This window comes from Oleiphilus sp. HI0080, from assembly GCF_001635135.1.
The window spans coordinates 1-8,907 of sequence record NZ_LWFU01000359.1; the positions used below are offsets into that span (position 1 = coordinate 1).

General features: G+C 46.1%; 9 protein-coding genes. 5 read left to right on the plus strand and 4 right to left on the minus strand.

Annotated features, from left to right (window positions below; all coding sequences use genetic code 11):
• The 3 genes from A3751_RS05300 to A3751_RS05310 all read left to right on the plus strand — a co-directional run.
• On the plus strand, positions 1–544 hold a 544-nt coding region (locus tag A3751_RS05300; RefSeq protein WP_231876845.1), incomplete at its 5' end, for a hypothetical protein.
• 133 nt (positions 545–677) lie between these two features.
• Positions 678–1,187, plus strand: a complete 510-nt coding sequence (locus tag A3751_RS05305) for a biopolymer transporter ExbD (RefSeq protein WP_068453111.1) — start codon at positions 678–680, stop codon at positions 1,185–1,187.
• A complete protein-coding gene (locus A3751_RS05310; protein WP_068453114.1) occupies positions 1,184–1,675 on the plus strand; it encodes a biopolymer transporter ExbD in 492 nt (163 codons plus the stop codon). Before A3751_RS05305 ends, A3751_RS05310 begins: the two co-directional genes overlap by 4 nt.
• Before the next feature lie 49 nt (positions 1,676–1,724).
• On the opposite strand, the gene A3751_RS05315 is transcribed toward A3751_RS05310, so the two are convergent.
• The 4 genes from A3751_RS05315 to A3751_RS05330 all read right to left on the minus strand — a co-directional run bounded on the left by A3751_RS05315 (position 1,725) and on the right by A3751_RS05330 (position 7,292).
• Complete coding sequence (locus tag A3751_RS05315) at positions 1,725–3,515, minus strand: hypothetical protein (protein WP_068453117.1); 1,791 nt, start codon at positions 3,513–3,515, stop codon at positions 1,725–1,727.
• Positions 3,512–5,380: a hypothetical protein gene (locus A3751_RS05320; RefSeq protein WP_068453120.1), complete on the minus strand. Its 1,869-nt coding sequence runs from the start codon at positions 5,378–5,380 to the stop codon at positions 3,512–3,514. Before A3751_RS05320 ends, A3751_RS05315 begins: the two co-directional genes overlap by 4 nt.
• A 115-nt stretch (positions 5,381–5,495) precedes the next feature.
• Positions 5,496–6,323, minus strand: coding sequence for a patatin-like phospholipase family protein (locus A3751_RS05325; protein ID WP_068453123.1), 828 nt, complete (start codon positions 6,321–6,323; stop codon positions 5,496–5,498).
• An 81-nt stretch (positions 6,324–6,404) separates the two neighbouring features.
• Positions 6,405–7,292 carry a LysR substrate-binding domain-containing protein gene (locus A3751_RS05330; RefSeq protein ID WP_068453126.1) on the minus strand — a complete coding sequence of 296 codons (888 nt, stop codon included), beginning with the start codon at positions 7,290–7,292 and terminating at the stop codon, positions 6,405–6,407.
• A gap of 113 nt (positions 7,293–7,405) precedes the next feature.
• On the opposite strand from A3751_RS05330, the gene A3751_RS05335 reads away from it, so the two are divergent.
• The gene (locus A3751_RS05335) at positions 7,406–8,179 is read left to right on the plus strand and encodes a ferredoxin--NADP reductase (protein WP_068453129.1); all 774 of its coding nucleotides are present in this window, start codon (positions 7,406–7,408) and stop codon (positions 8,177–8,179) included.
• Positions 8,180–8,292: 113 nt separating this feature from the next.
• Positions 8,293–8,724 carry a secondary thiamine-phosphate synthase enzyme YjbQ gene (locus tag A3751_RS05340; RefSeq protein WP_068453132.1) on the plus strand — a complete coding sequence of 144 codons (432 nt, stop codon included), beginning with the start codon at positions 8,293–8,295 and terminating at the stop codon, positions 8,722–8,724.
• Positions 8,725–8,907 lie beyond the last annotated feature (183 nt).

The window sequence follows — 8,907 nt, forward strand, 5'->3', positions numbered from 1 at the left end:
TAGTTCAATATTATCCCGAGACCTAGTCGAAATTTCGCGTTTGTTTTTGGAGGGGAATATGTTTAAAGGGGTTCAACGCTTAGTTAAGTGGATGCGACATGGAGAGAATTACGGAGTTGTCGCTCCAAATCTTTTTACGTCCTATGAGCTTAAACTGTCGGGTGCGTTACTCGTTCTCGCAGTGGTACTGATCTGGTCGTTAGCGCGAAACGGCGCTGAGGAAGGGATCTTTGGTGTTGCGTTAATCGGTGGCCTGGCATTTTACTTGTCCTATGTGAAGTATTATCGCGCATACAAGCCTGCGATGGATCGATGGGGTATTAGGGAACTGTGCAATCCGAACCATCCTCGGCAAGAATATCGAGTAGCTCAGCGTGATTTAGAAATCTCTCCGGATGAAGTCAAACTGATTGCTATGCAGCATGGCGTGAAAGTCGTTTGTCATGACGCTCCCACTAATCCAAATGTGCAGGTCTATGAGTTGCAGCGAAATTACGAACATCGCCTGTACGCGGAGAGATGGCGCGCGCGAATGAAAGATTGATCTGAACCGGTACGTATTACATTTCTGCCTAAAAACCGAATCACGAGTGCGAGTGAGATTGTGCGCTGTATGCTTGCTTGGCAGAGTCAGCGCCCTATAATAAAAACACGCTTATTTACTATGTTTGGACCCAATGATTCGAAGGCATCGTCGCCCCGTACAAGATTCCGACTTGGACATCACTGCGTTCATGAACTTAATGATTGTGTTGGTGCCCATTCTGCTCATGAATCTCATCTTCGCGCAAACTTCTATTATTGAGCTAAATTTTCCTCGTTCAGAGTCTGAGACACCGATTGATCCTGAGCAATTTGATCTTAGTGTTGCAATTTATCAAGACAGTATTGATGTGCTGGAAGGTTCTAGTGCATTAATCAAACGCATCGATAATGCTGAAGACGGTGTTGATCAAGACAAGCTGAGCGCAGTAATGCAGGAACTCAAAAAACGTGTCCCTGAAGAGCGTAGTGTATCGATATTGGCTGAGGCCGGCACGTCTTATCAAAAAATCGTTGCTGTCATGGATTCTGTCAGCTCATATAAAACGGTGGTCGCGGGAGACGTGGTTCGCGCGGAATTGTTTCCTGATATTGGGATCGCTGATGCTCCAGAGGAGCGTCTTGGGGCAGGTTCGACCCCATGAAGCAGTCTGCAAAAGCGAAGCGCATTGCGCGACATAAGAAGCGAGGGTTAGCTTCAGGAAAGCTTAATCTCGTGTCGTTAATGGATATATTCACAATCCTTGTGTTTTTTCTGATGGTGAACTCGAGCTCCGACGTTCAGGTCCTTAATAGGGATGGGAAGATTGATTTACCTATTTCCAGTGCAGAAAGATTGCCAGATGAGACCCTGGTGATCACTGTCAGCCAAGACGCCATTATCATAGCGGGCCGCGAGATCATCTCTCGCAGTGATTTTAGCGCTTTTAATGGAGACATTGAGCCAAAGGTTGCAGGGGAGTTGAGGTATCAATTAAGTCGCAGCACTCAGTCTGAACAATCGCGGCCGATCACTGTAATGGCCGATAAAGATCTGCCTTATTCCTTTCTTAAAAAGTTGATGTCTACTTGTATCGAAACAGGGTATACCACGGTTGCTTTAGCGGTAAATCGGAAGGCTCAGGCTAGCTGATTTTTTCGCTTGTCTATTCTTTGTATTCTCTTCGAGCTTGACCTTACCGTCAGGGTAGGATGAAGGGTAACCAATCCGGGGCGATTGTGTCGTCAGAAACGAGTGTAAATGACCATTCCGAATCTGATGGATTGAAATAGTAGGCTTTGAGTTTCGCGTCATCTTCAAAGCTTTCTCGAACCCAAATCATGCCAAAACGCTCACCGATGATTGCTGCTTCTTCGATGATTGCAAAATCGGCATCGATCGTACCTTTCAACTCGCCTTGGCCGTTATTTTCCAATGCATCGAAGGTATAAATTTTGGGTGAGCGCAGGACTCCGCCACTTGTATCATCTGCGTGTAGGATCAGCTGTTCAGTCTTATCTTGGAGGTAGTTCTTTAACGACAACCATGCGCTGTCTTCAATGGCAGGAATAAATTTAAGCGTCCCGTTGTCATGACTTTGAACGAAACGGTTGTCGATGCCGCCTGATGCCACCATGTGGTAGTCGAAATGATTCTGGTAAGCAAAGGTCTGGATTGCCTCTGTTTGGCCAACAATCGGTCGCTTTGTACCATTGCTTTCGATCAGAGATAAGGTCTCGTATTGATCGTCATTTTCTTTTAGAAGAATGTACTCTTCAGAGGGAATCAGAGCATTATTTACATCCTCAAGAACTCGTACCTGACTCTCTGAACCATTCGAGTCAACCAGCTTGAGGTCTAGCCCATCAATGATCGCTACAGAGTTGCTGTCTAGAATGTTGATATTTGTTTCATCAGCACCGGGGGATATGGTCCATTCATACACTGGAGTGGAGAGGCTATTTCTTCTGTCAGCTTCCAGAATTAAGTCGAAAGCCTCTCGCTCTGATAATTTGAGTAATTGATTTCCGAAGGCGATAAAGTAAGGATCGTCTGTTTGGATTGATGGGTTTAACACTTTGGCCGATTTAAGCGACGAGTCGACGGAAGCAAGCTGCTCGCTCCAATATTGATATGTGTCCGTGTTATCAACATCGATTGGGCGTTGCAGACTCCATCGGTCAGTGTCGTTTGTAGCTTGAGGGTTAAGCTCAAAGTTGTAATTGAGAAAACCGTAGTTTGATGCTTGAGAATCGGTGATTAGAGTGCTTGATGAAAAGAAGCTCTCGTTCGTTGTTTCTCTTTGAGCCTTGTAGATCGGATACGTGATTTTGCGAATGTCATACTCAATCAGATCTGGGTCTTCGCTATCTCTTTTTACGGGCTGTCTGACAGAATATTGAGCGTCGCTATCGGTGGCTAAATTAAAGACGTAGTAGTTTAAATCGCTCGCGTCGTCGCAGTTATCCGTTGCTGTAATTCCATAAATCTTTAGCTCTTGTTTGATTTCATATTGGTCTGTCTTCAACCGCTCTATATCGGCGATTTCGCCTGCCAAAATTCGGCAGAACAGAGTGTCACCCACTCGATTGTCAGCACTGTCTAAGTCAAAAATAACCTGGTTTCGTCGAGAACTGGCATCATATAGAAAGAGTTTTGAGGGGGCGTCAGAACTAAGGTAAGCAAAAAATTCATAGGTAAGCCCACGATCATTAGGGAAGCGTTCGTCATCTCGATCACCTGAGAGATCACGATCAATCGCAGCTAGGCTTGTTATGTTTTCTAGAATCGTTTCGGTGCTGATTTCCGTTCTTGGTGATGGCAAAAACGGGTTTGTTACTTCGATCACCGTCACGGTGTCATTGTCGATCAAATACGCTTCTATGGGTTCGACGTACTCTGGGGTTATAGTGGAATCTATAGGGTCCGAATCACCACAGCCGAGGAGCGCAGCAAAAACAAACAGAGAGTTGGCAATGCGAATTTTGGTCATAGTTCGAGGCTTAAGCTGCTTTGTGTCTCGGTGACGGTCTGAGCATTGATCGTGATGGCTTCAGTTGTGCTCTTGTTTCTAAGCAAGGCAAGCGACGGCTCGCGGTTGTTCTCTTCGCTTTCGGTTTGGCTAGGTTTGAAAAAGTAACCCTGAGTGCCATTTTCTGTAGTGACCTGAAACCCTCCAAAGAACCGATTTAGGCTGAAGTTTGCGCCCTCTACATTGTTCGCAACGGAGGTGACATTGCCAGCAATTTGACCGATTCTTGCTTCGGTCCTAGCGATGACTCGCTCGTCATCATCGAGTTCTTCAAAGTTGAAAATACCATCAGGATAACTGCCATCATACTTGGATAAATGTGGCCTAATGAGCGCGTCATTCGTTACGGATTCTGACGAGGAGAGAATGAGAACCTCGTCTTTCTGTCCGTATTGTTCGACGAATATGAGCATTGCGTCATTGACGGCTCTGACTATTCGGTTGATTTGAATCTCCGCAGCTACCCAGCTCGTCGAGCTAAATGCTTGATTTAGAATATTGCTGGGGCTTAGTGCATTAATAAAGATCTGTCCGTTTGCGGTCGTAAAGCTGATCTCGTCTGCACTATTGATAACAGCAATATCGCCAACGTCATCATCGATCGACGCTACGTATAAGGTCTCGTAGCCATTGAAGGCTTTAGAAATGATCGCGTCACCAGAAGAGAGCAGTGAGAATGTCAATTCCTGTAAGCCTGTTTCGGCTGTATAAATCTCTTCGACTACGTTGGAGTCGAAGCGATACCGATAAAGATTATTGTCTGCTTCTAGAACAATGTATGAGCCGTTTATTGTGTGCTTGGCTGGTGAAGCCTGTTCCGTTGAATCGATTTGAGCGCTCGCTATGGCAAAGTAAGCTTCAATAACATTGTCTGGCGAAACTATATCGCTAGAGCCGAGTAGTTGCTGAAGTCGGCTTAAGCTTAATTCGTAGAGCTCAATAGTACTGGCTGTTAGTACTTGGCTGTTGTCGTAGGTAATGTTGTTCTTTTGAATCAGCACCCTGTTGTCATTCGCCTGGAATATGACGGGAGGGCTTGTCTCGGGAGCGCTAGAAGGTTTATTGCTCGATTTATATTTGAAAGGTATTTCAAATAGCGTTGGACCATTGTAGGTGCGTGCAGATAGGGACTCCGTTTCTCTATTGTGGCTCACCCAGATACTTCTACCTTCCACTTGGTTGCCGTCATCATCGGTAGTACGAAAAAGGGGTTCAAAAAGGTACCCTCCGAAAACATCGGAAGTGCTAACTGCGCGTGTATCGGCGATGAGTGGAAAGCCCGGAATATTGAAACTGATCTGACGATAAGTGTCAGTGGTGCGATCACAGGTACTGCCAACTTTGAGCGCCACGTTTATCGCGGTGTCGTCGACGGTGCTAAGGTAGTAGTCGCTGTCAGAATCAAAGACGGTGTAGGCAGGTCGTTTGACTGGATAAACACCGCATATATCGGTGGCATAGGTTTCGAGCTCGTATATGCGTCTCGTCGCAGTCTTTGAATAGTCAATTAGCTTGAGGGTTCTTCCATCAGCAAAGGCTGCGAATTCGTAGCCTGGAGCCTCTTCGTCAGTATCTAGAACAGCAACTGAGTCCTTTGTGTCGTTGATCGTGGCGATTTCGATGACGCGCCCGTTATCAGGGCTGTAGGAGTAAGCTTTACCTGTTGGGGCTCCTGCTTCATCTTCTTTAGAAAAGAAGATGTTAATGCTTTTAACCTCGGCTTCTTCGCTTTGCTCCTGCAGAGATTCACTGCATGCGCTGGATAGAGCAATGGTGGCGAAGAGGGGGGCGAGCGTGGCGGCCTTTCTCAATAAAGTAAAACCCATGAACACAACTTTCCTTGGAATTGGTTGACCTAACCCCGACAGTATATCGACCTTACATTTTGAAACGAAATCAAACCGAAATGATTGGGATAGCGATCACACTCGAAGTGTGGCCTTATAGCGCCATTGCCCTTAAGTGCAGCTTCGCGTCCGACTTACCTTGCTGATATGTTTCTAAAACCCGGTCTGGAGATGTGTAGTCCCAACTTTCTATTGGTGGTTTTTTACTCGGAGCCACGTAATGAACATTAGGGGTTTTAGGTAGGGATGCATATGGCCGCGATAGCATTACCAAAGTTTTGCTATTGGATGTGTCGACGCCATGTATCGGAACATTATCGACCATTCCTCCGTCGAGAACGACATCGCCTTGGTGCCGCATGATTGGTGTGAAGGGAGGTGTGCATGACGAACTAAGGATTAGGTCGGCTAGTTCATCCACCGTATTGCAGCTATTAGCGGTAACAAAGCGAGAGCGAAATCCGATTTTTCGCCCCCAGGAAGGGTGAACGGGATGCCGCAGTTTCTTTTCGAGTTGGTACGCGAGCATTCCAACTAACACGGCAGATCGAGCTCCCAGCCAGCCGGGAATCTCTGCCAGGAGTATTCTGTTAGCCGGACCTTCTTTAAGGGTCTGTAGACTTTGCTCATCGAGCGCTTTATGAATGATTTGGCGATAAAGGTCTGAGTGTGGATGGACATTTTTACCTTGCAGCGCTCTCGACCAGTATCGGTTCTTGAGATTAGTGCTTTGTACTTCCATCGTTGCTTCTAATGTTTCTTTGATTCTATTCGCGAAGATGGCGCAAGATATCGCTGAACCTGCACTAACTGAAGCGATGCTTGCAGGTTGCACTTCTACGTTTCTGGTGAATTCCTCCCAGAACCCCGCTTGCCAAAAGCAGCGATTGCCGCCGCCGGCGAATACAAGACTGTCGTACATTAAAGCCTCTATATAGGAGTGTTTTGGTCAGTTAGTTGAAGAGCTTATCTTCATCGTTATAGGTCTAAGCTGTGCTGTTGCTTACTCGTTCATGCTCGACCTGCACAGTGAGAGCCAGTCTGACATTGTATTGTTGATGAATTTGTCACGATGGTGAATCAAATACAAGGAGCGTTTGAAGTTCCTGTGTGGCGTCGACAACGGAATCAATGCTCCTCGGCTGAATGCATCATTGAGGGTGATTCTTGAGAGACAGCCTATACCTACGTTGTACTCAACAGCGCGTTTGATCGCTTCAGTATGCTCAAGTTCTAGTTCAATATGCAGGTCGCTCAATAAGCCATGCATTGCGTGATCAAATGCCTGACGTGTACCTGAACCGCTTTCTCGAAGCACCCAATGCGCCTCCTTGAGTTTTTTGTCGGAGACTGTTTTCAGTGATGCATATGGATGAGATGGCGAGCAGAAAACAACGAGTTCATCCGGTAACCATTGCTCTACAACTAACTCGCTATGATTGATTTCCCCTTCAATTAGGCCAATATCTAACTCGAAACTTAAGACGCGTTCAGCAATCTCTGTTGTGTTCGCGACTTTTAAATTGACCTTAGCGTCCAGGTGTGAGGATTTGAACTGCGAGATCATTCGAACGGCTAGATAATTTCCGATGCTAAGTGTCGCACCCAGATTCAACCCAACGTCTGCAGTATGTTGGCTGAAAGACCTCTCGAGAACCTGAGCGCGTTCTATGAGATTACTTGTTTCTTGCTGCATAGCGCGTCCCAGAGCATTGAGCTTTAGAGATCGCCCTAGTCGGTCAAAGAGCACAATATCAAATTGACTCTCTAAATTCTTGAGCGCTTCGCTGACGGCTGATTGCGACATGGAAAGTCGATCCGCGGCTGCGCTCACGTTTTCTTCGCGTGCTACGGCTAGAAATACTTCTAACTGTTTAAGTGTAAATCGCATATCGGAAAAACCGAATAGTTGTATTTGAATATCCTGATTTACAGATAGATTATGCGTAATTAGAATGCAACGCAACTTGTTAAGAAACTAGATTGAATTATTTGGAGAACTTTATGGCCGGTTTTATGACTGAGACTGTTACCAGCGTAACGCATTGGAACGATAAGCTTTTCAGCTTTAAAACGAGTCGCGACCCGTCATTTCGCTTTAAAAATGGCCACTTCATTATGATTGGGCTCGAGCATGAGGGGCGTCCACTGATGCGCGCCTATAGCATCGCAAGCGCGAACTATGAGGAAGAGCTAGAGTTCTTCAGCATAAAAGTGGCAGATGGTCCTTTGACGTCAAAACTTCAGAAAATTCAGGCTGGTGATCAAATACTCCTCAGTAAAAAACCGACGGGGACATTAATCGTCGACAATCTACTTCCAGGGCGAAACCTTTACTTGATTAGCACCGGAACCGGCTTGGCGCCTTTTATGAGTATTATCCGGGACCCGGAGACTTATGAAAACTATGACAAAGTCATTCTTACGCATGGCACGCGCTATGTTTCAGAGCTTGCTTATCAGCAAGAAATCTTGAATGAGCTGCCAAACAACGAGTTCTTTGGAGAAGAGGTCCGCGAGAAACTGATCTATTACCCGACAGTCACTCGGGATGACTTCAAGACACAGGGGAGAATTACGGACGCAATGCGAAATGGCAAGCTGACCACTGATATTGGTTTACCAGAGCTGAGCACAGAACATGATCGTTTTATGATTTGTGGTAGCCCAAGCATGCTAAAAGAAACCTGTGAGATTCTTGATGGCATGGGTTTCGAAGAGGCGAAACAAGGCAATCTCGGACACTATGTCATTGAGCGGGCTTTCGTTGAAAGCTAACAAGTAAAGCGGAATATCATTGAAAGGTCTCCTTGTGAGGCCTTTTTCATTTTGCATCAGTGAACCATTCTTCGTATCTTAAAGCCTGCACTGTCAACATATTGGATGGATCTATGTGGTTACAGAAGACGGTTTCCCTCAAGGAAAAAAAGCGCGGCTTTCATTTGGTGACAGAGGAAATTCTTCGAGAGCTTGTTGAGCTCGGTGAGGTTCGTGTTGGGCTGCTCCATTTGTTCATTCAGCATTCATCCGCTTCATTGTGCATAAACGAGAATGCGGACCCTAGTGTTAGACGTGACATGGAGCGGTTTTTCTTAAAACGCGTACCTGATGTTGGCGCTGGAGATATGGATTACGAGCACGATTATGAAGGGGTTGATGATATGCCAGCGCACATCAAATCTGTTCTGATCGGCAGCGCACTTGCTATTCCCGTTTATGATGGGCGGCTCAATTTGGGTACTTGGCAAGGAATTTACTTAGGGGAACATCGAATTCAAGGTGGACGTCGCAATATTATTGCGACGTTGCACGGAGAACGTTAACAACCTTATTCGCCAATAAAGCCACCGGACTGACGCTGCCATAACTGCGCGTAGATACCTTGATGCTCAACAAGTTGTCGATGAGAGCCTTGTTCGATAATACGGCCCTCATCAATCACAATTAGCCTATCCATTGCTGCGATGGTCGAGAGACGATGCGCAATAGCAATGACTGTCTTGCCT